This is a genomic window from Cellulomonas sp. P22, assembly GCF_044392165.1.
The window spans coordinates 14,606-39,107 of the sequence record NZ_JBISBW010000016.1 but is presented as its reverse complement, the minus strand read 5'-3'; the positions used below and the strand labels follow the sequence as shown (position 1 = coordinate 39,107).

Here is a 24,502-nt window from a genome sequence, read left to right as displayed (position 1 = left end):
ACGAGGCCGTGACGTGGTTGACGACGATCGTGTCCACCGTCGCCGCCGTCGTGGGTGTCGTGCTCGCGTGGCCCGCGTTCGCTGACTGGCGTCGGGACCGGACCGCAACGGCAGTGGCCGCAGCGCCCACGCCCGACGTGAGCGTGCTCGAGTCGATCCGCGAACGGCGCGTGATCCGGGTGGGCTGCATACCGTTCCCGCCGCTCATGAGCTGCTCCCCGGGAACTGGGTCGGCCGACGGCCTGTACGCGCTCGTGCTCGAAGACGTGGCGGCACGGCTCGGGTTCGCGGTCGAGTACGTCCCGCTCCGGAACGACACGGCCATGGACCGCCTCCTGGACGGGAAGGTCGACCTCGTCGCCTGCCTCCTGGAAACGCCGGAGCGCGTGAAGCTCGCGTCGTTCACCTCGCGGATCCACCAGATGGCCATCTGCGGCGTGGTCCGGCGCGACTCGACCCGGATCTCGTCGCAGACCGACCTGCGGAAGCCGGACGTGCGCGCCGTCGTCGCCGAGGGTGAGATCGGTGCAGAAGTCGCCCGCAGGCACTTCGGGATGTCGACTGACAACGGCCGCCTGCACGAGATCGTGACGAGCGACGTCTCCTCGATCTTCGGCCAGGTGTTGTCCCGGCACGCCGACGTCGCGATCACCGACGGACTGACCTGCCTCGACTACCTCGACGCGAACCCGGACATGTCCGAGCTGCTCATGATCCGCTTCACCGAGGAGCCGTTGTGGCTCGTGCCGTGCGGACTCATGATCCGCCAGGGGCAGGACGACCTCGCGGCGCTGCTCGAGGACGAGGTGCGCCGGTCGCTGTCCGACCCCCGGATCGAGGCCGCGAACGCTGCCATCACGACACGCTCACGGAATGTCATCCGCGAGATGTGACGTCGACCGCGACGTGGCCGACCGGAACTTCTGACATGGAGTCGCCGGCACGTGTCCGCCAGATCGCCGAGGCGGTGAGCGCGACGGCCCGATCAGGGTCGCGGGTGAGGTCGGCGAGCACGCGTGTGGCACCGGCGCCGGGCAGTTCGGCCAGCGCCTGCGCCACGCGCAACCGCACCGCAGCGTCCGCGGCATGGGTGGCGAGCGCGCCGACGAGGGCGTCGAGCACCCGCGATGCCTCCTCGGCCCGGTGCCGGGCCACGGCTCCGAGCGCTTCGGACGCCTCGACGTCCTTCGATCCTGTCATCACCATGTCGACGAGGATCGGTACGGCGGCGGGTTCGCCGCGCCCGCCCAGGGTGAGGGCGGCGTGCCCGCGAACCATCGCATCCGGGTCCTCGAGCGCACGCGCGAGCGCCGCCGTCACCTCGTCGCCCGGGGTGCGGGCGAGGGCGAAGACCGCACGGCGACGCACCGCGACGTCGTCGGATGCCAGACCGGCGACCACCACCGCCATCCCCTCGCCGCCCGCGCGGGCGAGGGCCCACCGCAGCGCCCCGGCGACGTTCTCGTCCGACTCGGTGAGCATCGCCTCGGCGAGCACCTGGGCGGGAGCCGGCTCGGCGTCGGCCGATGCCAGCGCCGTCTGCTGCCGGCGTGCGGGGTTGGGCGAGGCGAGGCCGTGCAGGAGCTCGACGATGCGACGGACGTCGTCCCACACGGCGGGTCCTGAGGAGTCGACCGCGCGCAGTCGGTCGAGGAGCTCCTGCTCGCGCTGCAGACGATCCCGCGAGCGTCGGACGAGATCGGCGACCAGCGCGGTCGGGGTGAACTCGGGGTCGTCGAGCGCGCGCCCGATCTGCCGCAACGACAGCCCGAGCGACCGCAGGCACTCGACGTGGAAGATCCGCCGCAGGTCGTCGGGCGAGTATTCGCGGTAGCCACCCACCGTCCGACCCGTCGGGCAGACCAGCCCGAGCGCGTCGTAGTGCCGCAGCATGCGGGCGCTGACCCCCGAGTCGCGTGCCGCCTCACCGATGAGCATGCGTCAGCCCGTCCGGTCGGGGCCGAGCGCGACGACCCGCCTCGCCTGGTCGACCGCGAGGTCGAAGCTCGCATCGGGGTCGTCGAGCAGGTTCTCGGTCGCGCGCGCGTGGGCGCGGACGTCGGGGTCCGGGTGCGTCAGCGCCGCCTCGACGACGGGGCGGGCAGCGTCTCCGAGGTCGACGAGGGCGCGGCTGAGGCTGAGCCGCACGTCGCGGTCGCCGCGACCCAGCTGCGCCACGAGGTCGGCCGCGAGAGCCTCCTCCGAGCCAGCGGGCACGAGCACGACGGCGGCGCGCCAGGCGGTCCGGGCGACCTCGTTGTCGGGGTCGTGGAGCAAGGACCGTGTCACGGACGGCCACGCGCTCGTGTCCCCGATCTTGGAGAGCGTGTGCAGCGACTGGCTCCTCGCCTGCGGCCGGTCGGACCCGAGCTGGGCGCGCAGCACCGGCACCGTGAGCTCGGCGGGCAGCCGGGTGAGCGCCCACGTGAGCATCTCGCGCACGGAGAAGTCCGGCTCGATCGCGCTGCGTTCCACGAGCACCCCGACAAGGCCCGCGTCGGGATACGTCCCTGCGGCCAGTGCCGCCCTCAGCCGGGCCGACGCGTCGCCGGCCGCCAGCGCCTCGATCAGCTGCGTGCTCATCGCGATCACCTCCTGCAGCCCAGCCAAGACCTTGTCACAGTGGCAAGGTCAAGGCCGTGCGGGCGCCGCCCACCATGTCGCCGAGTACCGCGGGGCGAACCCGAGGGCGTAGTAGAACTGCTGGTCCGACCCGACCAGGGCGCTCTGTGCGCCACGTGCCGCGCAGCGGGTCATCGCCTCGAGCACCGCAGCCCGGGCGCAGCCGCGGCGGCGGTGGTCGGGGTCGGCGCACACCGGTTCGACGTGGGCTGTCCGGTCGCCGTCGCGGTACCAGGCACCGCAGTACGCGGCATAGCTGCCGTCGTCCGCCTCGACCACGATCGACAGCGCCCGGTCGCCCGACGGCGCGGAGATCGAATGTTCACGCCACACGAGCCCCTCCGCGGTCACCGTGTGCTCGCCGGGGTGGTGGAATCCCCGGTGCATCAGGCGGTCGAGCTGCTCGAGGTCCACCCCGTCGGCCAGGCTCGAGATCCGATACCCGGCGGGCACCTCGTAGCGCAGGTCACCGGCAAGGTCGAGCACCGCCAACCGGTCATCGGCCTGGGTGGCGACGAGTCCACGGTCACGGGCCAGGTGCTGCAGCTCGGCGTCGGTGTCGTCGATCAGGACCCGGACGCCCTGCGGACCCCGCAGCCGGTCGAGGGCGTGGTCGAGCATCGCGGGGAGCAGCCGACGATGGCCCGGGTCGACGAGCAGGAACGCGTCGCCGAGCCGGTCCTCGTAGGTCGCGACCCCGACGACCTCGCCGTCGTCCTCCCAGACCCCGATCCGGTGCAGCGAGGACCTGTCCAGGCACGGCAGCGCGAACGCCCACTCCCACCTGACCCAGCCGAAGTGCGGCGCCGAGGTGCTGTCCTGGCTGATCCGGCGCAGCAGGTCGCGCACGGCCGTGAAGTCGCCGTCGTGGTCACTGCCCCGGTATGCGCGTCCGGTCGCCATCGCCCACCTCTCAGGGTCGGGCCGAGGCTAGTGCTGTACGCCCTCGTCAGCGACAGATTTCGGCTGGACTCAGTGCTCGAACCGGTGGGCGCCGACCACGCGGAGCAGCTGGAGCTTCTCCCAGCCCTCCGTGCGCTGCGGGGCGGTCAGGACGAGCAGTGCCTGGGTCTGGTCTTCGGTGAACAGGGCTTGGCAGTCGAGCTCGAGAGGCCCGAGCTCGGGGTGCAGGAGGGTCTTGTGGTCCTCGAAGCGGCGTGCCACCTCGTGCATGGCCCACAGCTCGGTGAACTCCGAGCTCGCGCGCTGGAGCGCCGTCACGAGGGTCCCAGCCGGCGACCGGGGCCCGGAACGTCCGTACGCCACCCGGAGCGAGGCGACAAGGGCGCGCCCCTGTCGGGCGTGATCGTCCTCGGGGTAGATCCGGCGGGCCTCCGGCTCGGTGAACCACCGGTAGATGTCACTGCGAGCCAGGCCCGAGCGCGCGGACGGGTCACCGAAGAGCGCCACCGCCATCTGGTTCGCGGCGAGGGGCTCGCACAGCTCGGAGAGGATCATCGCGGGGCTGTCCTCGAGCTGGTCGAGGACCCGGAGCAGCGCGGGCGCCACGTGCGACGTCGCACTGGTGCGGTCGGGCGCCGAATGACCGGCCATCCGGTACAGGTAGTCCCGCCCGTCCTCGGTCAGGCGCAGCGTGCGGGCCAGGGCACTGAGCATCTGCGTGCTGGGTTGGGGCCCGCGCCCCTGCTCGAGGCGCGCGTAGTAGTCGGGTGACATGCCGGTCAGCGCAGCCACCTCCTCGCGGCGCAGGCCGGGGGCCCGCCGACGAGCGCCGGCCGTCAGGCCGACATCACCCGGTTGCAGCTCTTCACGGCGCGCGCGCAGAAAGGTGGCGAGCTCACGGCGGTCCATGACGCCATCATCCGACGTGCACGCCCGCGCAACCAGGCACTGGCGATCCCTGGATCACCAGGTCTCTTACGGTCCCGGCGCAGCGAACCCACAGTGGCCGCATGAACATCTCCGGAAACACCGTCTTCATCCCCGGCGCCACCAGCGGCATCGGTCTCGCGCTCGCCCTGCGCCTGCAGGCCCAGGGCAACACCGTCGTCATCGGCGGGCGGCGCACCGAGCTGCTCGAGCGCATCGCCACCGAGAACCCCGGGATCGGCACGGTGCAGATCGACACCACCGACCCCGCCAGCGTCCTCTCGGCATCGGCCACCGTCATCGCCGACCACCCCGACCTCAACGTGCTCGTCGCGATGGCCGGCATCATGCGCATCGAAGACTGGCACACGCCCGCAGGCTTCCTCGCCGACGCGGAGGAGGTCGTCACGACCAACCTGCTCGGCCCCATCCGGCTGATCGCCGCGTTCACGGAGCACCTGCAGAGCCGACCCGACTCGACCATCCTCACCGTCTCGAGCGGCCTCGCGCACGCCCCGCTGCGTGTGACCCCGACCTACAACGCCACCAAGGCGGCCATCCACATGCTGAGCGAGTCGATCCGGCTGCAGCTGGCCGACACGACCGTCAAGGTGCTCGAGCTCGTCCCGCCCTCGGTGCGCACCGACCTGCTCCCGGGACAGGCCCAGAGCGGGTTCGCGATGCCCCTCGACGACTTCGCCGACGAGGTCGTCGCCCTCATCGCCGCCGAGCCCGACGCCCCCGAGATCCTCGTCGAGAACGTGAAGTTCCTGCGCTTCGGGGCGGTGCGTGGCGACTACCACGAGGTCGTCGCGGCCCTGAACGGCGCCGACCCCCATGCAGCCGCCTGACGCGGTCGAACCTGCACGTCCTCGGTCCACGCTGCGCCGCCCGTCCCGCTGCCGGGTGTCTCCCGGTGAGCGGGCGGGCGAACGACCTGCACGGCGCGTGAACCTTCCGCCAACGGCGCGGCAACTCTCGTTACATCGGTGTCCAACGTCCCAGGCACGCCTCTAGCTTCGTCTCGGCCGAGCTCCTCGGAGCGCCCGACCCACGAAGAGACGTGTCATGTCTGCGACTGTTCTGCACTCCCCGCCCGGGCTGCTCCCGCCCGGGCACCTCACTCCCGCGGCGACCCCGCCCGCGGCGGTCATGACCGCATCATCGCGCCCGTCGCGCCAGACCAGCCGGCGCCGGAGGCGTGACCTGGTGGCCTTCGCGGTGCTGGCCGGGCCCAACGTCGTGCTGATCCTGCTGTTCGTGTACCGGCCGCTGCTCGAGAGCTTCTACCTGTCGACGATGCAGTGGAACCTCGGTTCGCCGGTGGCCCGGTTCGTCGGGCTGGGCAACTACCGCGAGTGGTTCACCGACCCGGGCACGGGGCAGGTGGTGACCACCACGGCTGTGTTCACGATCGCCACGGTGGGCGGGTCGCTGGTGCTGGGGCTCGGGCTGGCGCTGCTGCTGAACCGGAGGATGGTCGGTCGCGGTCTGGCGAGGACGGTGGCCTTCGCGCCGTACGTGCTCTCCGGCTTCGCCGTGGGGATCCTCTGGCTGTTCATGTTCGACCCGCGCTACGGGCTCGTCGGCGCGCTGCTGCGCATGGTGGGCCTGTCCTCCCCGCAGTGGTACACGGCCGAGCCGTGGCCGATGGTCATGATCACCGTGGTCTACCTGTGGAAGCACGTCGGGTACGTCGCGCTCATCTACCTGGCGGGACTGCAGGCGATCCCGCAGGACCTGCGGGACGCGGCGGCGCTCGACGGTGCCTCGCCGACGCGGACGCTGCGCTCGGTGGTGATCCCGCTGCTCACCCCGACCACGTTCTTCTTGCTCGTGACGATGATGCTCAGCTCGCTGCAGTCCTTCGACGTCATCAAGGCCATGACGCAGGGCGGCCCGCTCGGCAGCACCACGACGCTGATGTACCAGATCTACCAGGAGGGGTTCGTCAACGGCCGGGCCGGGTACGCGTCGGCCGGGGCGACGATCCTGTTCCTCGTCCTGCTCGCCGTCACCGCGGTCCAGATGCGCTACGTCGAGCGGAAGGTGCACTACGCATGACCGCCCTCGCTCCCCGACCGGTCGCAGAAGACGTCGTCGTGCGACCCACGCCGCCGGGCCGGCGCGCCTCGGGCCCCTGGCTGCTCGACGCCGGTGGCTACCTGACGATGATCGCCGCCGCGGTGGTGCTCGGCGCCCCGCTGCTGTGGATGGTGCTCGCCAGCCTCAAGACGCCCGAAGAGCTCTACCGCGTGCCGTTGCAGTGGATGCCCGGGTCGGTCGACCTGGCGAACTACGCGCAGGCCGCCCAGACGATCCCGTTGGGCCGGCTGCTGATCAACAGCATCGGCCTGACGATCGTCGGCGCCGGGCTCAAGGTGCTCCTCGGCCTGTGCTGCGCGTACGCGCTGGTCTTCCTCGACGTCCCGTTCCGCCGAGCCGTGTTCCTGCTGGTGCTGGCGACGCTGATGATCCCGCCGCAGATCACGATCATCCCCAACTACACGTTCGTCGCGAGCCTGGGCTGGCTCAACACCTACCAGGGGATCCTCGTGCCGGGCCTGGCCAGCGCGTTCGGGACCTTCCTGTTCCGGCAGCACTTCCTGACGCTGCCCGCGTCCGTGCTGGAGGCCGCCCAGCTCGACGGGGCCGGGCACCTCCGGCGGCTGTGGCAGCTGGTGATCCCGATGTCCACACCCACCCTGGCGGCCGTCGGACTGGTGTCCGTGGTCACCGAGTGGAACGACTACCTGTGGCCGTTCCTCGTGGTCGACGACGCGCAGAAGATGACGCTGCCCGTCGGCCTGACGCTGCTGCAGAACATCGACGGGATGAGCAACTGGGGCGTGCTGCTGGCGGCCACCGTCGTGGTGACGCTGCCCGTCCTGGTGCTCTTCCTCGTCCTGCAGCGGCGGCTCGTGGCCGGCCTCACCGCGGGCGCCGTCACCGGCTGACCCCTCCCACGTCCGGGCTGCGACCGCAGCACCGTGCGAGCTCCCTACCCTAGGAGAATCCTGTGTCCGAACCCCTCGCGAGCCGGCGTCGTCGGCCTGCTCTCATCCTCGGTGCCCTGGCAGCAGTCGGCGCCCTGACGCTGACCGCAGCCTGCTCCACGCCGACCGTGGGCGCCGAGGCGAAGCCGGCCGGCGCGACCTCGACCCCCGGGGTCGACTGGTCCAGCGTGACCCCCGCCTCCGAGATCACCTGGTGGAGCAACCACCCCGGGTCGTCGCAGAAGGTCGAGGAGGAGCTCATCCGCCGGTTCGAGGCGGAGAACCCCGACATCAAGGTCAAGCTCGTCACCGCGGGCGCCAACTACGACGAGGTGGCGCAGCGCTTCCAGGCCGCCTCGCAGACCGACGAGCTGCCTGACCTGGTGATCTCCTCCGACGTGTGGTGGTTCCGATACCACCTGAACGACCAGATCATGGCGCTCGACGACGTGTTCGAGCACCTCGACGCCGACACGGCCGACTTCGTGCCGACGCTGTACGGCGACTACGAGTACGACGGCTCCCACTGGGCTGCGCCGTACGCGCGCTCCACCCCGCTCTTCTACTACAACAAGGCCATGTGGGCGGCCGCCGGGCTCCCGGACCGCGGCCCGAAGACGTGGGCCGAGCTCGAGGAGTGGAGCCCAGCGCTGCGCGGGCAGATCCCCGCGGACAGCGCGCCGCTGGGGATGCAGACCGGCACCTCGTGGGCCGCGTGGTGGTTCGAGAACATGATCTGGGGTCACGGCGGCCAGTACTCCGACAGCTGGGACACGACCCTGACCTCGCCGGAGGCTCTCGAGGCCGGGGAGTTCCTGCGCGACCTGTTCCACGGGAGCAAGGTCGCCACCGTCTCGACGGACTCCAACGCCGACTTCGCCGGGGGCCTGGTCGCCGCGACGATCGGCTCGACGGGCAGCCTCAAGGGCATCCTCGACGCGGCGTCCTTCGAGGTCGGCACCGCGTACCTGCCTGACGGCCCGGACGGTGGCGGCACGCCCACCGGTGGCACCGGCCTGGCGATCCCGTCCTCCCGCCCGGTGGAGAACCAGCTCGCCGCCGCGATGTTCCTCGAGTTCCTGACCTCGACCGACTCGACCGCGTACTTCTCGCAGAACACCGGGTACATGCCGGTGCGGACGTCGGCGGTCGAGTCCGACGAGATGAAGAAGGTGTACGCCTCGACCCCGCAGTTCCGCACCGCTGTGGACCAGCTCGCCGACCGTGCCCGGTCGCAGGACTGGATCCGCGTCTTCGTCCCGGGTGCCGACAAGATCCTCACCGAGGCGATCGAGCAGATCGTGCTCAAGGGCGAGGACCCGAAGGCCGCCTTCGAGGCCATCACGCCACAGCTGGAGAGGGCGTACAGCGAGAACGTCGAGCCGTACCTGTGACCGTCGTGATCGGGCACCGGGGGAACTCCTCGGTGGCACCGCAGAACACGATCGTCGCCTTCGAGGCGGCGTGGCGGGCCGGCGCGCACGGCATCGAGATCGACGTGCAGCTGACCGCCGACGGTGAGGTCGTGGTGATCCACGACGACACGGTCGACGCGACGACCGACGGCTCGGGGGAGGTGCGGGCGATGACCGTCGCCGAGGTGCGCGACCTCGACGCCGGTTCCTGGTTCTCGCCGACCTTCGCGGGCGAGCGGGTCCCGACCTTCGACGAGGTGCTGGACCTCCTGCTCACCCGGCCCGATCTCGACCTGCTGCTCGAAGTCAAGGGTGAGTGGACGGTCGAGCAGGTGCGCCCGCTGACGCAGGCCGTGGACTCCGCGGGCCTCGGCTCGCGGGTCATCGCGCAGAGCTTCTGGCCTGGCACCGTGGCGGCGCTGCAGGAGGCCGCGCCTGCGCTCCGGCGGGGGCTGCTCGTCGCGGCGGTCCATGACGACCTGATCGGCCTGTGCCGGACGCTCGACGTGGTCACCTGCAACCCGCACGGGCAGCTGCTGCTCGATCACCCGGGCCTCGTGGACGAGCTCCACGCGGCGGGGCTCGCCGTCATGGTGTGGACGCTCGACGAGCCCGAGCAGTGGGCGGCCGCGACGCAGGCCGGTGTCGACGCGATCATCACCGACCGCCCGGACCGGCTCGTGGGATGGCTCGCGGGACGGTCCGTCGGCGCGATGGTGGCGTGAGCCCGTCGTGGTCGGGTCCGTGACCTGACCGACCTGAACGACCCGACCGGCGCGGTCTGGGCACCTGCCCAGGCCGCGCCGGTCGGGCTCACCCGTCCTGCAGCACCTCGCGGACGAACCGCTGCGACCGCTCGCGCAGCCCCTCGATGCGCCGCTGGACGACGCCCTCGGGGTCCTGACCGGCCTCGATGATCGTGGGCCGGCGCCGGACGTTGCGCGAGCACCCGAAGCGCGTGCAGATGAGCGTGCCGATCGAGTTGAGGTTGCGCCCCGCGGCGCCGGCCCGCCGGGCGACGTACAGCGACACGTCGTCCTTCGAGTAGACGTCCTCGCACCACGCGCAGACGGCGCGCCGCCGCTTGGTGCCACCCTCGGGCGAGCGGAGCATCACGCCGACGAGGGTGTCGTCGACGGGCAGCACGACGCACGCGCGCTGGGGGGCCTTGCGGTCGATCCAGCCGAGGTGGTCGAGCCGGTCCCAGGCCAGGTCGGCCAGATCGGCGGGGAGGTTGAGGCGCGAGGCCTCGCCGCGGGAGCAGTTCACGAAGGACGCGCGGATCTGCTGCTCGGTCAGGGGGTCCATGTTCTCAGCTCTCGGGTGACGGGGATCCGTCAGGGCCCGGCGTCGAGCGGCTCGTGGAGCGAGGTCGACGGCACGGCGGGGCGGCGGGCGTGTGACGGCACGGATGGCGGGTCCCGTCGGTCGTCGACGGGAGGGCACGCGCCGCTGAGCACTGCCGATCACCCCGGATCAGCGTGATCCGGGGGTGCGCGCCCTGCGGGCGTCAGGCGTGCTGAGCGGGCGTCCAGGCCTCCGCTGAGCAGGCCAGAACGGCCGCCACGCTTCCTCGCTGCATCGTGATGCGCGCTCCGTCGTCGGGTGGTCGGGGGCTCGTCCCCCGGCACGGCTCGTCGTCGATCGTACCCACCGCCGGGTTCGGCGGAGCCGACGGGGCCGCAGTGTCGCGGCCCGAAAACCCTGTCATATGCCGCGGATACTATCAGTTGTGGTCATACGAACCACCAGGTCAGAGCGTCGATAACGATATCGACAACGTTTGACATCGCGGGGGGGCACCAGTAACACTGACCGGGCGGCAGGCATCTGTCGAGACGTCAAAGATGACAAAAGGGATTCCACGATGACGAGGAAGTTTCGCGGTGCGGTGAGCACCGTCGCGCTCGGCGCGACAGTCGCGCTCCTGGCTGCCGGCTGCGCCGGTGGCGAGAGCAGTGGCTCGGACGATGGTTCGGCCCACCTGACCTTCTGGCACAACTCCACGACCGGTGAGGGCAAGGCCTACTGGGAGGCCACCGTCGCCGACTTCGAGGCGGCCAACCCGGGTGTGACGGTCGAGATCCAGGCGATCCAGAACGAGGACATGGACGGCAAGCTCCAGACCGCCCTCAACTCGGGTGACGCCCCGGACATCTTCCTGGCCCGTGGTGGCGGCAAGCTGGCCGACGTGGTCGAGGCCGGTCAGGCCATGGACATCTCCGACTCCATCGACGAGGCGACCAAGACCGCCCTCGGTGGCGAGGGTGCGTTCAGCGCGTTCACGGTCGACGGCAAGATCTACGGCATGCCGACGTCGGTGCTGCCGGGCGGCATCTACTACAGCAAGGACCTGTTCGCCCAGGCCGGGATCACGTCGGTCCCGAAGACGCTGGACGAGCTCGACGCCGCGGTGACGGCGCTCAAGGCGGCGGGCATCGACCCGATCGCTCTCGGCGCCAAGGACGCGTGGCCCGCCGCGCACTGGTACTACTTCTTCGCGCTGCGCGCCTGCTCGCAGGACACCATCGTCGAGGCCGGCTCCACCAAGACCTTCGACGACCCGTGCTGGACCAAGGCCGGCGAGGACCTCGAGGCGTTCGCCGGGACCGAGCCGTTCAACAACGGCTTCCTCACGACGTCCGCGCAGCAGGGTGCCGGCTCGTCGGCAGGCCTGATCGCCAACCACAAGGCCGCCATGGAGCTCATGGGCGCCTGGAACCCGGGTGTCATCGCGTCCCTCACGCCGGACGAGCAGCCGCTCGCCGACCTGGGCTGGTTCCCGTTCCCTGAGGTCAGCGGTGGCGCAGGCAGCGCCGGCGCGATGATGGGCGGCGTCGACGGTTTCACCTGCTCGGCCACCGCGCCGAAGAAGGAGTGCACCGCGTTCCTCAACTTCTTCATGCAGAAGAAGTACCAGGAGGGCTACGCGGAGGCGTTCCACACGCTGCCCGCCAGCAAGGAAGCCCAGAGCGTCGTGACGGAGCCCGTCCTCAAGTCGATCCTCGAGGCGTACAACAGCGCCCCGTACGTCGAGATCTGGATGGACACCACGTTCGGTCAGAACGTCGGCAACGCGCTGAACGCCGGCGTGGTCGACATGCTCGCGGGCAAGGGCGATGCGGCAAGCATCATCAAGTCCGTGAACGACGCCGCAGCCAAGGAGTAGCAGCAGCTCATGAGTGACACCCAGGGCGAGAGCTCGCTAGCCACCAAGACTCCGCCCCGGGGTCGCTCGACGGCGGGGGACGGCGCTGTCACGGCGCCGTCCCCGGCCCGCCGGACCCGGAAGCGCGGGGGTGCCGACTGGCGCAAGCGCGCCGAGATCGCGATCCTCTCGGGGCCCGCGATCATCATGTTCGTCGCGTTCGTGATCTTCCCCGTGGTGATGGCCGCGTACTACGGCTTCTTCAAGTGGAAGGGCTTCGGGGTCCCGACCGACTTCGTCGGGCTCGAGAACTACCTGGTGATCTTCAAGGACGCCGGGTTCCACGAAGCACTGATGCACAACGGCTTCATCGTCGTGATGTCCCTGGTCATCCAGGGACCCGCGGCGGTGGCGCTCGCGCTGCTGCTCAACCAGAAGATGCGCGGACGCTCGCTCATCCGCGTGCTCATCTTCGTCCCGTACGTGATCTCCGAGGTCATCGTCGGCACCGGCTGGGGCCTCATGCTCCAGACCAGCGGCGCGGTCAACGACCTGCTGACCAAGATCGGCGTGCCGAGCTGGGCCGTCGACTGGCTCTCCGACCCCAGCGTGGCCATCTGGTCCCTGATGATCATCATCAGCTGGAAGTACGTCGGCTTCGCTGTGATCCTCTTCCTCGCGGGCCTGCAGTCGATCCCCGAGGAGCTCTACGAGGCCGCGTCGATCGACGGCGCCACGTACTGGCAGATGCAGCGGCGCATCACCCTGCCGCTGCTCGGGCCGACGGTGCGCATCTGGGCGTTCCTGTCGATCATCGGATCGATGCAGCTCTTCGACCTCGTCTACATCATCTGGGGCCAGTACGTGTCCTCGACGGCCGGCACCTCGACGATGGCGACGTACATGGTCGCCAACGGCCGGAACGCCGGCAACTACGGCTACGGCAACGCGGTCGCCGTCGTGCTCTTCCTGATCTCGCTCGTCATCGCGCTGGTCTACCAGCGGTACGTGCTCCGGCGAGACACCGAGGGTGCGCTCACCGAAGGGAAGAAGAAGTGATGACGGCGATGACCGCACCGCTCACCGCGACCGCACCCCGGGCGCGCAAGAACAAGACCAGGATCGGCCGCGCCGGCCCGATGACCTACGTCATCGCCTACGCGTTCGTCGGCATCTGCATCGCCCCGGTGCTCTACATCATCATCGGCGGCTTCCGGACGAACGCGCAGATCACGTCCGACCCGTCCGGGCTCCCGAGCCCGTGGAAGGTCAGCAACTACGTCGACGTGCTGAGCAGCTCGATGTTCTGGCAGCAGATCGGCAACTCGGCGATCTCCGCGATCTGCACGACGCTCGGCGTCGTCGTCCTCGGGGTGATGGCCAGCTACGTGCTCGCCCGCTACGAGTTCGTGGGCCGCAGCGCGATGTACTCGCTGTTCGCCGCGGGGCTGATGTTCCCGATGACGGTGGCGATCACGCCGCTGTACATCCTCATCAAGAACCTCGGCCTGACGAACAGCCTCGCGGGCATCATCCTGCCGCAGATCGCCTTCGCCCTGCCGACCACGATCATCATCCTGGTGCCGTTCCTGCGGGCCATCCCCAAGGAGATCGAGGAGGCCGCGTCGATCGACGGCACGAGCCGGCTCGGGTTCTTCTTCCGGATGGTCGTGCCGCTGTCGATCCCGGGCGTCGTGACGACGGGGATCCTGGCATTCATCTCCGCCTGGAACAGCTACATGCTGCCGCTGTTCGTCCTCAACAACGAGTCGTCGTACACGCTGCCGCTGGGCGTCCAGTCGTTCGCCTCGCAGTACTCGGTCGACACGGCTCGGGTGCTCGCGTTCACGGCGCTGTCGATGATCCCCGCGCTGATCTTCTTCTCGCTCTTCGAGCGCCGGATCGTCGGCGGCCTGACGGGCGCCGTCAAGGGCTGACGTCCGCACCCCCACCCTCGGTGGCCCCGCCGCACCCGCCGCGGCGGGGCCACCTCACTTTCACCTCAGTTGTTTCGCTAGGAGAGTTCCCGTGTCCGTCGTTCCCGAAGTCGTCCCCGAAGCAGTCGCCGCGATGCCCGAGGTGTCGGAGCGCGTGCGCGCCCTGCACGCGCAGATGACCCTCGAGGAGAAGCTCGCCCAGATCGTGGGCTACTGGCTCGACCAGGGTGGCAAGGTGGTCGCCCCGATGCAGGGGGAGATGGCTGCCGGGCAGAAGGGTTCGGACGAGGTCGCCGAGGTCACCCGGAACGGGCTGGGGCACTTCACGCGGGTGTACGGGACGCGCCCGGTCGAGCCCGTCGATCGCGCGGCGTGGCTGTGGGACGAGCAGCGACGGCTCAAGCGCGAGACGCGCCTGGGCATCCCCGCCCTGGTCCACGAGGAGTGCCTGACGGGCCTCGCGGCGTGGAAGGCCGCGACCTTCCCGACGCCGCTCGCGTGGGGTGCGGCGTTCGACCCCGAGCTCGTCTACGAGATGGGCGCGGTGATCGGCGAGTCGATGCGCCAGCTCGGCGTCCACCAGGGCCTGGCCCCGGTGCTCGACGTGGTCCGCGACCCGCGCTGGGGTCGGGTCGAGGAGTGCATCGGCGAGGACCCGTACCTGGTCGGCACGGTGGGTACCGCGTACGTCCGCGGGCTCCAGGACGCCGGGGTGCACGCCACCCTCAAGCACTTCGTCGGCTACTCGGCCTCCAAGGCCGGCCGGAACCACGCGCCCGTGTCCGCCGGGCCTCGTGAGGTCGCCGACGTGCTGCTGCCCCCCTTCGAGATGGCGATCGTCGACGGCGGCGTGAAGTCCGTCATGAACTCGTACTCCGACGTGGACGGCGTGCCCATGGCGTCCAGCGTCGAGTACCTCACGGACGTGCTGCGCGGCCGCCTCGGGTTCGACGGGGTCGTCGTCGCCGACTACTTCGCCGTCGCGTTCCTCGAGGTCATGCAGGCCGTCGCCCACGACCGCGGCGAGGCCGCCGCCCTCGCGCTCGAGGCCGGGATCGACATCGAGCTGCCCACGGGTGACGCCTACCTCGAGCCGCTCGCGCAGCGCATCCGGGCCGGCGAGTTCGACGTGGCCTACGTGGACCGGGCCGTGCTGCGCGCCCTCCGGCAGAAGGAGGAGCTGGGGCTGCTCGACGCCGACGCGTTCGAGGACGAGCCCCCGACGGAGGTCGACCTCGACTCCCCGCGCCACCAGGCGATCGCCCGACGCCTGGCCGAGGAGTCGCTGGTGCTGGTCGCGAACGACGGCGTCCTGCCCCTCAACCGGTGGGACGCGGCCCCGCGGCGCATCGCCGTGGTCGGGCCCAACGCGCACCGCGTCGAGGCGTTGCAGGGCTGCTACTCGTTCGCCAACCACGTGCTCGGGCAGTACCCCGACCACGAGCTCGGCTTCGCCATCCCGACCGTGCTCGAGGCGTTCGGCACCGCGTTCGAGGGTGCCGGCCTGCCGCAGCCCGAGATCACCTTCGCCGAGGGCTGCACGGTCGAGGGCGAGGACACGTCCGGCTTCCAAGAGGCCGTCGACGCCGCGAACACGTCCGACGTCACCGTCGTGGTCGTGGGCGACCAGGCCGGGCTGTTCGGCCGCGGCACGGTGGGCGAGGGCAACGACTGCGAGTCGCTCGAGCTGCCCGGCGCCCAGCGCGAGCTGGTCGAGGCGCTCGTCGCCACCGGCAAGCCCGTGGTGATGGTGCTGATCACCGGTCGCCCCTATGCGATCGGCTGGGCGCTCGACGGCGCCGACCGCCGGCCCGCCGCGGTGCTGCAGGCGTTCTTCCCGGGCGAGGGCGGCGGCCTGGCCATCGCCGACGTGGTGACCGGCGCGGTCAACCCGTCCGGGCGGATGCCCGTCTCGATGCCGCGATCGACCGGGGCGCAGCCGTTCTCCTACCTGCACCCGATCCTCGGTGGCCCGTCCGACGTCACGGCCACGGACTCGACGCCCCTGCGGCCCTTCGGCTTCGGGCTGTCCTACACGTCGTTCCGGTACTCCGACCTCGCGGTCGACGGTGAGGTCAGCTCCGACGGGACGTTCGTCGCCGCGGTGACAGTGACCAACACGGGAGCCGTGGCCGGTTCGGAGACCGTGCAGCTCTACGGCCACGACGTGGTGGGCAGCATCGCCCGCCCGGTGGTCCAGCTGCTCGGCTACACGCGGGTGCCGCTCGCGTCCGGCGAGTCCGCGCGGGTGACGTTCAGCGTGCCCGCGACCCGGTTCGCGTTCACCGGCCGCCAGATGACCAAGATCGTGGAGCCCGGCGACGTCGAGGTGTGGGTGGGCTCGCACGCGTCGGCCTCCTCCGCGGACGTCGCGGTGGACGAGTCGACCGGAGGTGCCATCGTGAGCGAGAAGCGGCTCGAGAAGCGCGAGATCCCCGGCACCGCGACCCCGCGGGCGACCGTCCGGATCAACGGCGACGTGCACCACGTCACCACCGCCGACCCGCGCCTGGTCGAGGTCGAGGTGGCGGCGCTGTGACCGTGGTGAACAACCCGGTGCTGCCGGGGTGCTACCCCGACCCGTCGATCTGCCGGGTCGGCGACGACTTCTACCTGGTGACGTCGACCTTCGAGTACGTCCCCGGGCTGCCCGTGTTCCGCAGCAAGGACCTGGCGCACTGGGAGCAGATCGGCCACGTCGTCGACCGCCCCGGTCAGCTCGACTACGACGGCATCGAGTCCTCGGGCGGTCTGTACGCCCCGACCCTGCGCCACCACGACGGCGTGTTCTGGCTGGTGTGCACCCTGGTGGACCAGCAGGACGAGTCGCGCGGCGGCAACTTCCTGATGACGGCCACCGACCCCGCCGGGCCGTGGTCCGACCCGGTGTGGCTCGGCGAATCCGGCATCGACCCGTCGATCTTCTTCGACGACGACGGCCGGGTGTGGGTGCACGGCACCCGCCTGGCCGAGGACGCCGAGTGGTTCCACCAGACCGAGGTGTGGCTGCGCGAGCTCGACACCGAGACCATGCGGCTGACCGGTCCCGAGCACGTGCTGTGGACCGGCGCGGTGCGCGGAGCCGTGTGGGCCGAGGGCCCGCACCTGTACAAGGTCGACGGGACGTACTACCTGCTCGCCGCCGAGGGTGGCACCGAGATCCATCACGCCATCTCCGTCGCGCGTGCCGACACCGTCACCGGCCCCTACGTCGGCAACAAGGGCAACCCCGTCCTCACGCACCGGCACCTGGGGCGCGGGGTCGACGTCGTCGGCGTCGGGCACGCCGACCTGGTCCAGGACCAGGACGGCGCCTGGTGGGCCGTGATGCTCGCGATGCGCCCCTACGGCGGGTACCACTACAACCTCGGGCGCGAGACCTTCCTCGTGCCCGTGACCTGGGAAGACGGCTGGCCGGTGTTCGCCCCCGGCCAGGGACGCGTCCCCGCGCAGGTCGAGGTCCCGACCCGCGGCGTCGCCACGCCCGGCATCGCGCAGGGACACGAGAGCGGCGTCATCCGCCCCGACGACCTGCGCTGGACATCGCTGCGTCGCCTCCCGTCCGAGCTCGCCACCCCCAGCGGCGACGGGTGGACCCTGCCGATGCGGCCCACCACCCTCGCCGAGGCCGACGCCCCCGCGTTCCTCGGGGTGCGGCAGCAGCACGTGGACGTCGACGTGCGCGTCACGCTCCACGCCGACGTCGCTGCGGGCGAGGACGTGGGCCTCGTCGTGCGTCAGTCCGAGAAGGACCACGTCCGGCTGTTCCTCACCGGGTCCGACGAAGGCGCCGCCAGTGCGCGCCGGTTCGTGGCTGTCCACCGCCACGACGGCGTCGACACGGTGCTCGGCGAGGCCGTGCTGCCCGGCGACGTCGCGGACCCGGTCACCCTGACCGTCAGTGCGCGCGGGCAGGACTACTCCCTGCTCGTCGAGGCTCCCGGTGCGGAGCCGGTCCTCGCCGCGGTGGCCGACGGCCGCACCCTCGACAGCGTCGCCACCGGCGGGTTCCTCGGGCTGTGGATCGGTGTCTACGCGACCAGCAACGGCCGCCCGACGACCACCACGGCGCACTTCGAGCGGTTCGAGTACGTGCCGGTGGCCTGAGCACCAGCCACCAGAGAGACGAAACCGCTGCCCGGCGCCCGTCCGCGGGTGGCCGGGCAGCCGTCCGTCCAGGTCAGCGGCCCGTCCCGGTCAGCGATGCTGCCGGGACCTGGCCTGGCCAGCGCCGACGGCCTAGCCCCAGTCGCAGGCGATGGATCCCTCGGTGACCCCCGCCACCGGCTCGCTCCACAGCGTGGCGAACGCGTCGGCGTCCTCGGCCGAGCGGAAGAACAGGGGCCTGCCCCAGTGGTCGACCGTCGGGTCCAGGCCGAGCTGCTCCACCGACCCGTCCAAGCAGGCGACACGGAGCGGGGAGGGGTCGTAACCCCGGTCCGCGAGCTCAGCCTCGACGGGGAGCGGAGGGGTCGACCCGTCGTCCGGCCAGACGTCCAGCCACACGGCCGAGACGCTGCCGAGGGAGGCCATGAGGTCCGCCTCGGTGACGGCGGTGGGCCAGGCGGGAGACTGGGAGGCGTCGGCCTGGGAGGCGTCGGCCGACGAGGCGGAGGCGCCGGTCGTCGGTGAGACGCTCGACGTCGGGGCGGGTGTGGCAGCGGCATCGTCGGCCGACCGCTGCTGGGCGAGGGCCACGGCGCCGGCGAGCACCGCGACGAGCACCACGGCTCCCGTGCCGGCGAGGAGCGCGGTGCGTCGGGCCGGGCGGCGGGACTCGTACGCGGGCATGGCGACAGTGTGCCCGAATCCCCACACCGCGCGGGGCGCTTCGGAGCGCCCGCCTCGACGAGCGCCGTGGTCTAGATCGTCGCTGTCGGTGGCGAGGTGGCCGAGCAGGAGCCCTCGCCGGACGGCCGAGCGGTTCCTAGGCTGGAGCCGACGCAGGGGGGTGCCGATGGCAGTGATCCGCACGGACCGAGGCCTGGACCGGCTCGTCAACTTCACCGACGCGGCGGTCGCGATCGCGATCACGCTGCTCGTGCTGCCGCTCGTCGACCTGGTCACGGACGACGAGGAGCACTCGGTCTCCTCGCTCCTGGCGAACGGCGACACGTTGCTCGCTTTCGCCATCAGCTACGTCGTCATCGCGAGCTTCTGGCAGGGGCACCACCGGGTCTTCGAGTACCTGCGTGACTACTCCCCGGCGATGCTGTGGGCCAACTTCCTGTGGCTCGCGAGCATCGTGCTCATCCCGTTCACCACGCAGCTCCTGGCCGACCAGGGCACGAACGACCCCGCGGTCAACGCCCTGTACATCTCCACGATGGTCGTCACCACCGGCAGCCTGCTGCTCATCGAGTGGCTGGCCGTGCGCGACCCCCAGCTCCAGCGCGCCGAGGTCCGCGGCACGCTCACCGTCCGCGGGGCCGCCGTGGCGCTCGGGCTGCTGCTGATCGCGCTCGTGCTCGCCGTCGTCGCACCCGCCGTGGGGATGTTCTGGCTGCTCCTGCTCTTCCTCTCCGAGCCGCTCGAGCGGCTCGGCCGGCGGTCACGACACCGCGAGACGACGCATGGTCGCTCCGACGGGTGAGTCGGCCTGCGAGACGCCCGGGTCGGCGTTGATCATCACGACGACCGTCTTCCCGGTGCGCGGGTCGATGCGTGCCTGGCACTGGAAGCCGACGCCCCACCCCTGGGTCATCACCCACGGTGCCGCGAGGTCACCGACCAGGAACACGCCGAGCCCGACACCCGGCTCGTCGGAGGTGAGCATCTGGGCGGCCGTGCCCGGCGCGAGCAGCATGGAGGCGCCCCGCCCCGACCATGCGCGTCCGAGGTCGGCGAGCAGGTGCGCCAGGTCAGCGGCCGAGGCCCACAGGCCCGAAGCCGCCAGTCCGCCGTAGTGCACGCGCCCACCCGTCACGCGCGTCCCGGCGGAGTGGTGGCCGGACACCGGGTCCGCGATCGGGCAGGGCGCGTCACCGGCCCAGAACGCGGTGTCCCGCAGCCCGAGCGGCCGGATGACGAGGTCGTCCATGACCCTGGCGAACGGGCGTCCCGTGACCGTCTCGACGGCTGCCTCCAGGAGGCAGTAGCCGGCGTCGGAGTACTCGAACGTCTGCCCCGGGGCACGGGAGACCCGGATCGGCCCGTCATGGTCAGGGCTCCTGCCTGCCACGATGTCGGCGACTGGGCTCGCGGGATCCGGTCGTGGGCTGAAGGAGCCCGGCGGGTCCACCACACCACCGCGGTGCGCCAGCAGCTGACGGATCGTCGGGCTGGGGAAGCCCGACGTCGCCAGGGTGACGACGGTGCCGATCTCGTCGTCGAGATCGAGCAGCCCGTCCTGGGCGAGCCTGAGCACCCCGACGGCCGTCACGGTCTTGGCGATCGAGCAGGCGTGGAAGACCGATCGCTCGGTGACCGGGGAGCCGGTCACGGCGTCACCGTGACCACGCACCGTGAGAGCGGTGCCGTCGTCGTCCACGACAGCGGTCGCCAGACCCGGGGCACCGTTCGCGCCGATCGGAGGGAGTGACGTCATCGCCACATCGTTCCGCCCTTCGCGCGCCCCGGGCAGGACCAGGGTCCTTCGCCCGGGTCGGGCATCGGGGCGGTGACCGAACACGTCTGTGTACAGAAGCTCATTGGCAGCCGTGCCCAGCAGGCTGGGTGTGACGGTCCGGTCGCCCGGTCAGCCGAGGTCGAGCAGCCCGGCGAGGGCCACGTCGATCTGCTCCATCTGCGCGAGCGGCAGGAAGCCGACGTGCTCACCGAGCCGGGTCTGCGGGTCGACGGCGGTGAGGGCGTCGCACAGCGCGACGGTCGGCCCGTGCCCGGGGATGTCGATCCACGGCCGGAAGACGTACGGGTTGGCGCGCGTCGATGTCGGGACGACGAGCCAGGTGCTCAGGTGCTCGAGTCGCGAGGCCAGGACGACCACCGCGAACCGGGGGCCCGCCTGCTCCTGACCTCGCGTCTGCCCTGCTCGGAGCCGGTGGACGTCGCCGCGCATCAGCCGAGCAGGTCGCGCAGCACCGAGGCGACCTCGGCGCGGTCGGCGGGGTCGGCGGCGGCCGTGCGTGCGTCGATCTCGGCCTGGCGACGCCATTCCTCGCGGCGCAGCAGGGCGATCCCGTCTCGGATGACGGCTTCGACGGTGGTGTCGCGCTCGGCGCTGAGCCGGTTGAGCTCGTCGCGCGTGGTGGTGTGCACCCGCACCGTCGTGGATTCGGCCATGCCGCAGTCTACAACCGGTCTACAGTTCGCCGCGAGGGTGCGGGGTCCGGGCATGGCGTGTGCCGCGACGGGCTGCCGACGGCTACTGTCGCGCTGATCCACCGCTCCCCGACGATGAGGACCCCATGACCAGCGAGGTCACCACCCCGACGAGCGCCTCGGCGCGGGTCGGGCCCCGCACCTGGACCGCCCTGGTGGTGCTGGGGCTCGTGGGCCAGCTCGCCTGGACGGTCGAGAACATGTACCTCAACGTGTTCGTCTACGACACGATCACCGACGACCCGACCGTGCTCGCTGGCATGGTCGCGGCGAGCGCGATCGTCGCGACGGTCACGACGCTGCTGGTGGGCTCGTTCTCCGACCGGGTCGGCAACCGCCGGGGGTTCATCGCGGTCGGGTACGTGCTGTGGGGGCTGTCGACCGCCGCGTTCGGGTTCGTCACGGTGGACGGCGTGGAGGGGGCCGCCGCCGCGGGCAGCGCGGTGACCGCGGCCGTCGTCGCGGTCGTGCTGCTCGACTGCCTGATGACCCTGTTCGGCTCGGGCGCCAACGACGCGGCGTTCAACGCCTGGGTCACCGACACGACGGTCCCGGCCAACCGGGGGCGCGTCGACTCGGTGCTGGCGATCATGCCGCTGCTGGCGATGCTGCTCGTGTTCGGGGCCCTCGACCCGCTCACCCAGGACGGCCGCTGGCGCGTGTTCTTCGGCGTCGTCGGCCTGATCACCGCCCTGATCGGCGTGTACGCGTGGTTCGCGGTGCGCGACGCGCCGACCCGGCAGGTGCAGAGCGACGGCTACCTGCGTGCCGTGCTGCACGGGCTGCGCCCCGCCGTGGTGCGGGCCAGCCCGCAGCTGTACGCGTTGCTGCTGGTGTGGGTCGTGGTGGCCACCTGCATCCAGGTGTTCCTGCCCTACCTGATCATCTACATCCAGCGGTACCTGCAGATCGACGGGTACGCGATCGTGCTGGCGGTGGTGCTCACGGTCGCGTCGGTGCTGAGCGTGCTCGGTGGGCGGGTCATGGACCGGGTCGGCAAGCTGCGGTTCCTGCCGTGGGCCGTGGGGGTGCTCGCAGCCGGGCTCGTCCTGATGTTCTTCGCGCGTGGCATGGCCGGCGTGATCCTCGCGGGGATCGTCATGATGGCGGGCTTCTTGCTGTCGGTCGCGACGATCTCTGCGCTGGTGCGCGACGAGACGCCGGAGGGTCGTGCGGGCAACGTGCAGGGTCTGCGGATGATCGCGGCCGTCCTGGTGCCGATGGTCGTCGGGCCGTTCCTGGGGGCCGCGGTGATCCGGGGGGCCGACGAGACGTACGTGGACCTGGGTCTGGTCAAGCAGGTGCCGACGCCATGGATCTTCCTGGCCGCCGCCGCGGTGCTGGTGCTCGTGGTGCCGGCCGTGCGCCTCGTGCGGAAGCACGCGGTCCGATGAGCCTGCTGACCCCCTGGGGTGAGGACTTCGACCGCCAGCACCCGTTGCCGGAGTACCCGCGCCCCCAGCTCGCGCGCGACTCGTACCTCAACCTCAACGGCCCGTGGGAGCACGCGATCGTGCCCGCGCCGGGCGCAGGATTCGGCGAGGTCCCTGACGACTGGGACGGCGAGATCGTCGTGCCGTTCTCGCCCGAGTCGGAGCTCTCCGGGGTCGGGCGTCAGCTCCGGCCCGAGGAGGTCCTCTGGTACCGCCGCGATCTCACGCTGCCCGACGGCTTCGTGCGCGACCGGGTCCTGCTGCACGTCGGAGCCGCGGACCAGACCTGCTGGGTCTTCGTCGACGGTCGGCTGGTCGGTGAGCACGAGGGTGGCTACCTGCCGTTCACGATCGACGTGACCGACGCGCTGGGCGGGCGCTCGACGGCCGAGCTGACAGTCGCTGTGCGCGACGTCTCGGACACGTCGTGGCACGCGCGCGGCAAGCAGAAGCTCGACCGGGGCGGCATCTGGTACACCGCTCATTCGGGCATCTGGCAGACCGTCTGGGTCGAGTCGGTGCCCGAGGTGCACGTCGGACGCCTGGTGCTGACCCCCGACCTGGGCGGCGGCGCGGTCGAGGTCACGGTCGACGCCCCGAGCGGGGGTGCGGCGCCCGCGGAGGTCGATATCAGCGCGGACGGCGTCGTCGTCGGGCACGCCATCGCCCGGCCCGGCGAGCCCGTGCGGGTGCCGCTCGACGTGGTGCGGGAGTGGTCGCCCGAGGACCCGTTCCTCTACGACGTGCGGGTCCGCCTGGGTGAGGACGTGGTGACCTCGTACGTCGGGCTGCGCTCGTTCGGCGTGGGGCCCGACGCCCACGGCGTCCCCCGGCTGCTGCTCAACGGCCGCCCGTACTTCCACGCGGGCGTGCTGGACCAGGGCTACTGGCCCGACGGGCTGTGCACGCCGCCGTCCGACGCGGCGATGGTGAACGACATCCAGACCATGAAGGACCTCGGCTTCACGATGCTGCGCAAGCACATCAAGGTCGAGCCGCTCCGCTGGTACCACCACTGCGACCGCCTGGGGATCCTCGTCTGGCAGGACATGGTCAACGGTGGCCGCACCTACAACCCGGCGGTGGTCACGGTGCCCGCGGTGGCCCCGGTGCGCCTGCCCGACCGCTGGTACCGGGCGTTCGGGCGGCAGGACCCCGACGGGCGCGCCGCCTTCCGCCGGGAGACGCGCGAGACCGTCGAGCTGCTGCGCAACGTCACGAGCCTGGCCGTGTGGGTGCCCTTCAACGAGGGCTGGGGACAGTTCGACGCGCGCGAGGTGGCCGACGAGGTCGCCGCGCTCGACCCCACGCGCACCGTCGACCACGCGAGCGGCTGGCACGACCAGGGCGGCGGCCACCTCATGAGCCTGCACGTGTACTTCCGGCGGTTCCGGATGGCCCGGCGCAGGCGGCGCGACCCGCGGGCGGTCGTGCTCTCCGAGTACGGCGGCTACAACCTGCGGGTCGACGGCCACACGTTCGGCGCCCGGGACTTCGGCTACAAGCGGTTCCGCAGCCCGGCCGACCTCGCCCGAGCGTTCACGCGCCTGCACGACGAGCAGATCCGGCCCGCCGTGAACCAGGGTCTCGCCGCGACCGTCTACACGCAGCTCTCGGACGTCGAGGACGAGCTCAACGGGCTCGTGACGTACGACCGTCGGGTCGAGAAGATCCCCGCCGACGTGGTGCGTGCCGTCAACGCGCGGCTGCGAAGCGCCGGAGCGGTGCTGCCGGCGACACCCCGACAGTGACCCCGTCGCCGCCGCCGGGCGTCAGGGGGCGCGGTGGCCCGTCCACCGCACGCCGGCATGCCGTCCCAGCATTCCTGGCCACCCTGCGA

Annotated in this window: 23 protein-coding genes; 14 read left to right on the top strand and 9 right to left on the bottom strand. The window is 71.3% G+C overall.

The features are described 5' to 3' along the window. The first annotated feature begins 8 nt into the window (after nt 1-8). Entirely contained in the window at nt 9-893 is an 885-nt protein-coding gene (locus tag ACGIF2_RS16030) for a substrate-binding periplasmic protein (protein ID WP_396048025.1), read from the top strand. Here the strand turns inward: ACGIF2_RS16030 and ACGIF2_RS16025 are convergent. From ACGIF2_RS16025 to ACGIF2_RS16010, 4 genes are all read right to left on the bottom strand, one after another. After that, a complete protein-coding gene (locus tag ACGIF2_RS16025; protein WP_396048022.1) occupies nt 877-1,938 on the bottom strand; it encodes a HEAT repeat domain-containing protein in 1,062 nt (353 codons plus the stop codon). The genes ACGIF2_RS16030 and ACGIF2_RS16025 overlap by 17 nt on opposite strands. A gap of 3 nt (nt 1,939-1,941) precedes the next feature. Beyond that, nucleotides 1,942-2,583 (bottom strand): HEAT repeat domain-containing protein, encoded by a 642-nt coding sequence (locus ACGIF2_RS16020; protein ID WP_396048020.1) that lies wholly within the window; start codon nt 2,581-2,583, stop codon nt 1,942-1,944. Nucleotides 2,584-2,631: 48 nt separating this feature from the next. Next, entirely contained in the window at nt 2,632-3,525 is an 894-nt protein-coding gene (locus ACGIF2_RS16015) for a GNAT family N-acetyltransferase (RefSeq protein ID WP_396048018.1), read from the bottom strand. A 69-nt stretch (nt 3,526-3,594) separates the two neighbouring features. Then, nucleotides 3,595-4,434 (bottom strand): helix-turn-helix transcriptional regulator, encoded by an 840-nt coding sequence (locus tag ACGIF2_RS16010; RefSeq protein ID WP_396048016.1) that lies wholly within the window; start codon nt 4,432-4,434, stop codon nt 3,595-3,597. Nucleotides 4,435-4,535: 101 nt separating this feature from the next. Here ACGIF2_RS16010 and ACGIF2_RS16005 point away from each other — a divergent pair, with 101 nt between their 5' ends. From ACGIF2_RS16005 to ACGIF2_RS15985, 5 genes are all read left to right on the top strand, one after another. Then, complete coding sequence (locus ACGIF2_RS16005; protein ID WP_396048014.1) at nt 4,536-5,303, top strand: SDR family oxidoreductase; 768 nt, start codon at nt 4,536-4,538, stop codon at nt 5,301-5,303. Nucleotides 5,304-5,520: 217 nt separating this feature from the next. Further along, a complete protein-coding gene (locus ACGIF2_RS16000) occupies nt 5,521-6,516 on the top strand; it encodes a carbohydrate ABC transporter permease (RefSeq protein ID WP_396048012.1) in 996 nt (331 codons plus the stop codon). Then, a complete protein-coding gene (locus ACGIF2_RS15995) occupies nt 6,513-7,409 on the top strand; it encodes a carbohydrate ABC transporter permease (RefSeq protein ID WP_396048010.1) in 897 nt (298 codons plus the stop codon). Before ACGIF2_RS16000 ends, ACGIF2_RS15995 begins: the two co-directional genes overlap by 4 nt. A 62-nt stretch (nt 7,410-7,471) precedes the next feature. Next, nucleotides 7,472-8,842 (top strand): ABC transporter substrate-binding protein, encoded by a 1,371-nt coding sequence (locus ACGIF2_RS15990; RefSeq protein WP_396048008.1) that lies wholly within the window; start codon nt 7,472-7,474, stop codon nt 8,840-8,842. Then, complete coding sequence (locus ACGIF2_RS15985; protein WP_396048006.1) at nt 8,839-9,588, top strand: glycerophosphodiester phosphodiesterase; 750 nt, start codon at nt 8,839-8,841, stop codon at nt 9,586-9,588. Before ACGIF2_RS15990 ends, ACGIF2_RS15985 begins: the two co-directional genes overlap by 4 nt. Before the next feature lie 88 nt (nt 9,589-9,676). On the opposite strand, the gene ACGIF2_RS15980 is transcribed toward ACGIF2_RS15985, so the two are convergent. Continuing rightward, a complete protein-coding gene (locus ACGIF2_RS15980) occupies nt 9,677-10,171 on the bottom strand; it encodes an FBP domain-containing protein (protein ID WP_396048004.1) in 495 nt (164 codons plus the stop codon). Between the two features lie 559 nt (nt 10,172-10,730). Between ACGIF2_RS15980 and ACGIF2_RS15975 the strand changes: the two genes are divergently transcribed. The 5 genes from ACGIF2_RS15975 (at nt 10,731) to ACGIF2_RS15955 (ending at nt 18,055) form a co-directional block, all read left to right on the top strand. Then, nucleotides 10,731-12,032 (top strand): extracellular solute-binding protein, encoded by a 1,302-nt coding sequence (locus tag ACGIF2_RS15975; RefSeq protein ID WP_396048002.1) that lies wholly within the window; start codon nt 10,731-10,733, stop codon nt 12,030-12,032. A 9-nt stretch (nt 12,033-12,041) separates the two neighbouring features. Further along, complete coding sequence (locus ACGIF2_RS15970) at nt 12,042-13,070, top strand: carbohydrate ABC transporter permease (RefSeq protein WP_396048000.1); 1,029 nt, start codon at nt 12,042-12,044, stop codon at nt 13,068-13,070. Then, nucleotides 13,070-13,948 carry a carbohydrate ABC transporter permease gene (locus ACGIF2_RS15965; RefSeq protein WP_396047998.1) on the top strand — a complete coding sequence of 293 codons (879 nt, stop codon included), beginning with the start codon at nt 13,070-13,072 and terminating at the stop codon, nt 13,946-13,948. The genes ACGIF2_RS15970 and ACGIF2_RS15965 overlap by 1 nt, the downstream gene beginning before the upstream one ends. Nucleotides 13,949-14,081: 133 nt before the next feature. Beyond that, a complete protein-coding gene (locus tag ACGIF2_RS15960; RefSeq protein ID WP_396047996.1) occupies nt 14,082-16,487 on the top strand; it encodes a glycoside hydrolase family 3 N-terminal domain-containing protein in 2,406 nt (801 codons plus the stop codon). Next, the gene (locus ACGIF2_RS15955; protein ID WP_396047994.1) at nt 16,484-18,055 is read left to right on the top strand and encodes a family 43 glycosylhydrolase; all 1,572 of its coding nucleotides are present in this window, start codon (nt 16,484-16,486) and stop codon (nt 18,053-18,055) included. The genes ACGIF2_RS15960 and ACGIF2_RS15955 overlap by 4 nt, the downstream gene beginning before the upstream one ends. A 132-nt stretch (nt 18,056-18,187) precedes the next feature. On the opposite strand, the gene ACGIF2_RS15950 is transcribed toward ACGIF2_RS15955, so the two are convergent. Then, the gene (locus ACGIF2_RS15950; protein ID WP_396047992.1) at nt 18,188-18,739 is read right to left on the bottom strand and encodes a hypothetical protein; all 552 of its coding nucleotides are present in this window, start codon (nt 18,737-18,739) and stop codon (nt 18,188-18,190) included. 166 nt (nt 18,740-18,905) lie between these two features. Here ACGIF2_RS15950 and ACGIF2_RS15945 point away from each other — a divergent pair, with 166 nt between their 5' ends. Continuing rightward, nucleotides 18,906-19,541: a TMEM175 family protein gene (locus ACGIF2_RS15945; protein ID WP_396047990.1), complete on the top strand. Its 636-nt coding sequence runs from the start codon at nt 18,906-18,908 to the stop codon at nt 19,539-19,541. Here ACGIF2_RS15945 and ACGIF2_RS15940 read toward each other — a convergent pair. The 3 genes from ACGIF2_RS15940 to ACGIF2_RS15930 form a co-directional block, all read right to left on the bottom strand. Further along, entirely contained in the window at nt 19,500-20,495 is a 996-nt protein-coding gene (locus tag ACGIF2_RS15940; protein ID WP_396047988.1) for a serine hydrolase domain-containing protein, read from the bottom strand. The genes ACGIF2_RS15945 and ACGIF2_RS15940 overlap by 42 nt on opposite strands. A 150-nt stretch (nt 20,496-20,645) precedes the next feature. After that, the gene (locus ACGIF2_RS15935; RefSeq protein WP_396047986.1) at nt 20,646-20,966 is read right to left on the bottom strand and encodes a type II toxin-antitoxin system PemK/MazF family toxin; all 321 of its coding nucleotides are present in this window, start codon (nt 20,964-20,966) and stop codon (nt 20,646-20,648) included. Next, nucleotides 20,966-21,190 (bottom strand): hypothetical protein, encoded by a 225-nt coding sequence (locus ACGIF2_RS15930; protein WP_396047984.1) that lies wholly within the window; start codon nt 21,188-21,190, stop codon nt 20,966-20,968. Before ACGIF2_RS15930 ends, ACGIF2_RS15935 begins: the two co-directional genes overlap by 1 nt. A gap of 125 nt (nt 21,191-21,315) precedes the next feature. Here ACGIF2_RS15930 and ACGIF2_RS15925 point away from each other — a divergent pair, with 125 nt between their 5' ends. Both ACGIF2_RS15925 and ACGIF2_RS15920 read left to right on the top strand, forming a co-directional pair. Then, on the top strand, nt 21,316-22,623 hold the full coding sequence (locus ACGIF2_RS15925) for an MFS transporter (RefSeq protein ID WP_396047982.1): 1,308 nt from the start codon (nt 21,316-21,318) through the stop codon (nt 22,621-22,623). Then, the gene (locus ACGIF2_RS15920) at nt 22,620-24,413 is read left to right on the top strand and encodes a glycoside hydrolase family 2 protein (protein WP_396047980.1); all 1,794 of its coding nucleotides are present in this window, start codon (nt 22,620-22,622) and stop codon (nt 24,411-24,413) included. The genes ACGIF2_RS15925 and ACGIF2_RS15920 overlap by 4 nt, the downstream gene beginning before the upstream one ends. The last annotated feature ends 89 nt before the right edge of the window (nt 24,414-24,502 follow it).

Bases quoted from the DNA above. Each gene is read 5' to 3' on its own strand.
- ACGIF2_RS15950 (WP_396047992.1), bottom strand. From the start codon at position 18,739: ATGCCCGCGTACGAGTCCCGCCGCCCGGCCCGACGCACCGCGCTCCTC.
- ACGIF2_RS16010 (WP_396048016.1), bottom strand. From the start codon at position 4,434: ATGGACCGCCGTGAGCTCGCCACCTTTCTGCGCGCGCGCCGTGAAGAG.
- ACGIF2_RS15920 (WP_396047980.1), top strand. From the start codon at position 22,620: ATGAGCCTGCTGACCCCCTGGGGTGAGGACTTCGACCGCCAGCACCCG.
- ACGIF2_RS15945 (WP_396047990.1), top strand. From the start codon at position 18,906: ATGGCAGTGATCCGCACGGACCGAGGCCTGGACCGGCTCGTCAACTTC.
- ACGIF2_RS15940 (WP_396047988.1), bottom strand. From the start codon at position 20,495: ATGACGTCACTCCCTCCGATCGGCGCGAACGGTGCCCCGGGTCTGGCG.
- ACGIF2_RS15975 (WP_396048002.1), top strand. From the start codon at position 10,731: ATGACGAGGAAGTTTCGCGGTGCGGTGAGCACCGTCGCGCTCGGCGCG.
- ACGIF2_RS15935 (WP_396047986.1), bottom strand. From the start codon at position 20,966: ATGCGCGGCGACGTCCACCGGCTCCGAGCAGGGCAGACGCGAGGTCAG.
- ACGIF2_RS15930 (WP_396047984.1), bottom strand. From the start codon at position 21,190: ATGGCCGAATCCACGACGGTGCGGGTGCACACCACCACGCGCGACGAG.
- ACGIF2_RS16005 (WP_396048014.1), top strand. From the start codon at position 4,536: ATGAACATCTCCGGAAACACCGTCTTCATCCCCGGCGCCACCAGCGGC.
- ACGIF2_RS16015 (WP_396048018.1), bottom strand. From the start codon at position 3,525: ATGGCGACCGGACGCGCATACCGGGGCAGTGACCACGACGGCGACTTC.
- ACGIF2_RS15960 (WP_396047996.1), top strand. From the start codon at position 14,082: ATGCCCGAGGTGTCGGAGCGCGTGCGCGCCCTGCACGCGCAGATGACC.
- ACGIF2_RS16020 (WP_396048020.1), bottom strand. From the start codon at position 2,583: ATGAGCACGCAGCTGATCGAGGCGCTGGCGGCCGGCGACGCGTCGGCC.
- ACGIF2_RS15965 (WP_396047998.1), top strand. From the start codon at position 13,070: ATGACGGCGATGACCGCACCGCTCACCGCGACCGCACCCCGGGCGCGC.
- ACGIF2_RS15980 (WP_396048004.1), bottom strand. From the start codon at position 10,171: ATGGACCCCCTGACCGAGCAGCAGATCCGCGCGTCCTTCGTGAACTGC.
- ACGIF2_RS15970 (WP_396048000.1), top strand. From the start codon at position 12,042: ATGAGTGACACCCAGGGCGAGAGCTCGCTAGCCACCAAGACTCCGCCC.
- ACGIF2_RS15925 (WP_396047982.1), top strand. From the start codon at position 21,316: ATGACCAGCGAGGTCACCACCCCGACGAGCGCCTCGGCGCGGGTCGGG.
- ACGIF2_RS16025 (WP_396048022.1), bottom strand. From the start codon at position 1,938: ATGCTCATCGGTGAGGCGGCACGCGACTCGGGGGTCAGCGCCCGCATG.
- ACGIF2_RS16000 (WP_396048012.1), top strand. From the start codon at position 5,521: ATGTCTGCGACTGTTCTGCACTCCCCGCCCGGGCTGCTCCCGCCCGGG.
- ACGIF2_RS15995 (WP_396048010.1), top strand. From the start codon at position 6,513: ATGACCGCCCTCGCTCCCCGACCGGTCGCAGAAGACGTCGTCGTGCGA.